3 protein-coding genes are annotated in these 2476 nt (G+C 64.5%); 1 reads left to right on the forward strand and 2 read right to left on the reverse strand.

What is annotated here, in order from left to right; genetic code table 11:
- The first annotated feature begins 122 nt into the window (after positions 1–122).
- Positions 123–392, forward strand: a complete 270-nt coding sequence (locus ACWC09_RS52500) for a hypothetical protein (protein WP_450859402.1) — start codon at positions 123–125, stop codon at positions 390–392.
- Positions 393–422: 30 nt separating this feature from the next.
- Here ACWC09_RS52500 and ACWC09_RS52505 read toward each other — a convergent pair whose 3' ends face one another.
- Positions 423–851 carry an ester cyclase gene (locus tag ACWC09_RS52505; protein WP_322724535.1) on the reverse strand — a complete coding sequence of 143 codons (429 nt, stop codon included), beginning with the start codon at positions 849–851 and terminating at the stop codon, positions 423–425.
- Positions 852–1254: 403 nt separating this feature from the next.
- Entirely contained in the window at positions 1255–2229 is a 975-nt protein-coding gene (locus ACWC09_RS52510; RefSeq protein ID WP_152771986.1) for an enoyl-CoA hydratase/isomerase family protein, read from the reverse strand.
- Positions 2230–2476 lie beyond the last annotated feature (247 nt).

A 2476-nucleotide genomic window follows, 5' to 3' on the forward strand; every position in this document is an offset into this window, starting at 1 on the left:
TCACCCGTGCTCGTCTCGGACGACTCGTCCGCCAAGGCTTCCTCACCCAACCCGGACGAGGTCGCTACCAGAAACGGACTTAACGTCCACTGAGATGTCACGGCACTCGTCTCAAGTCGGAGTTGGGCTTCGCCGCGCTGCACGAACTGCTGTGGCCGGTGACCGAGCGGATCAGCAGGCAGCCGCAGCCGCAGCCGCAGGCCAAGCCCCTGAACGAGGCTCGGCATGAGCGGCGATGTGGAGGACTGGTTCCTGATCGGCGTGGCCGTACTGAGCTCGTCGGCGAGCTGGCCGAGGAACGGCCGGTGCTCATCATCGCCGACGAGGCTCAGTGGCTCGACGAGCCATCCGCAGTGAACATCCGGCTCCTGCTCGAGGCCGTGGACCTCTAGGAAACGGACACCACCTTATGAACCGCCCACTCAGGGCTGCAACTGGGCGAAGAGCGACGCCAGGTCGATGAGGCCCCAGGCCTCGGTGATCTTCCCGTCAACCACCTTGAACATACGGAACTCCAGCACCTTGATCGGTCGGCCGGTGGCGGGAGTGCCGTTGAAGGGCCGGGTGCTCGTGCCGGCCCAGATGAAGGCGATGGCGAACCAATCGTCCTCGGCGATGACACGGACCGGCGTGAAGGTGACGTCGGGGAACGCGTCGAAGACCGACGCCAGCACCGCGCGGTTGTCCTCGACGCCGGTGGTGGTGCCGTCGGCGGCGTACAAGCGGGCGTCCGGCGCGAACGGGGCCAACGCGCTGTCGGCGTCCCGCAGGTTGAGTTGCCTCATCAACTCATCGGCGAACTGGTGCAAGTCAGTGGTGGACGTTTGGGTTTCGACGTTCGAGGAAGACACGTGCTTCTCCAATGTGGATGGCCGGAGCTGCTCCGCCCGGTGATTGACTACGCCATTGTCTTACGATCGTAATTCCATCAAGGTGATCAAGAGGCCGCAAGCGAGTTCCGAGGCGAGTGGGATCGTGTGGCGGCCTACCAGTCGAGCACCGGCGCACGCCGTCAGCCGTGAACGTCACGGCGGACAAAGGCCTCGTCAAGCTCGATGCCCTCACCAGGCCGACGCCGACAACTTCACCAGGCAGCGGTAGCCGACCGAGCCCCCCGCGACCAGCTGCCCTGCACCAACCTCACCGGGCAACGGACATCACTCCACGAACCGCCCTGTGACAGCCTCAACCGAGGCTGTCACAGAGGGAGGCAATGAACCGCCGATCAAGGCGGGATCACCACATCGACTCGATCTACTCGCTTGGGCTACTTCCGAATCGCCCGGCGGCGAGTGCTCGCGCGTACGTGTCACGATTCAGCAGAGGGAGCTCGCCGGTGGCGTCCGTGGTGGCGATGTATTCGAGCATCCGCCGCTGAGCTTCCTTCGATTGATCTCTGACCAGGAACTCGGCGTGCTCGAGCTGCAAGCCGTCCTCGAGCGACAGGGAGCTGCCGAAGTAGATGGATCGCTTGATGGCTCCGAGAGATTTCTTCGAGCGGAGGCTCAGATACTCTGCGCGCTCGATCGACCGTGCGAGGACCTTTTCCTGTGGCACCACTTCGTCGACCGCACCGAGCGAGAGAGCCTCCGCAGGCGTGAACGGCCTGCCTTCGAGAACGGCGACCAACGTCTGCTGCCTGCCGATCAGACGAGGCAGTCGCTGAGAGCCGCCGCCACCCGGTGTCAGTGCGAGCAGGACTTCTGTCAGGCCGATAACGTGCTCCCCGTCTGCCATGATGCGCAGATCACAGGCAAATGCCAGTTCCGCGCCGACGGCAAGTGCCGAGCCGTTGAGTGCCGCGACGAAGATGGTGCCGCTTGCATTCATCTTCAGGAAGGTGGCATGGAAGCTGTCGAGCTGCAGAAGTGTCTTGAGCCGGGTCATCCCCGCGAGCGTTCTGACAACCGGCACCCTGTTGATGAGCCTCGCCGTGCGCGCCACGAGCTTGGCGATGCGCGTGTTGATCGGCGGGAATCCAGTGCCCCCTTCCTGTAGCCAGCGCACATCGGAATGGCTCAAGAAGCGGTCAGGATGCGTACCGGTGAAGACGACCGCGCGGATGTCCGGATCGCGGTCCGCACGATCGACCAGCTCTTTCAGTTGCTTGGTGATCTCGGGATCGAACAACGCATGCGGGCCTCCGTCGATACGAGCGACAAGCACCCCGGCGTGGCCCTCGACGGCGATGTGTCCTGCGGGCTGCGAGCTACTTCTCGACGTGCCCATGTGGTCCTCCGGTGAGTTGGCTGTGGTTTCCGGCGCTCGCGCGGGTCACGCTCCTCCTGAGACGGCGAGGCATTCCGTGTGGGGCGTGCCGGCCCGGCGACCGGGGTGGCAGGTCGGGCGCGGTCATGTCACGCAGACGCCGCGTGCTCGGGCGGGCTCAGCGCTGATCGAAGGTCGACGCCTGCTCGTTCACGGAGGCCTTGGACCGGTCGCGGAGATGGGTGATCCTGAATAACGGTGCTTTTGG

The sequence above is a fragment of the Streptomyces sp. NPDC001617 genome, assembly GCF_053596855.1.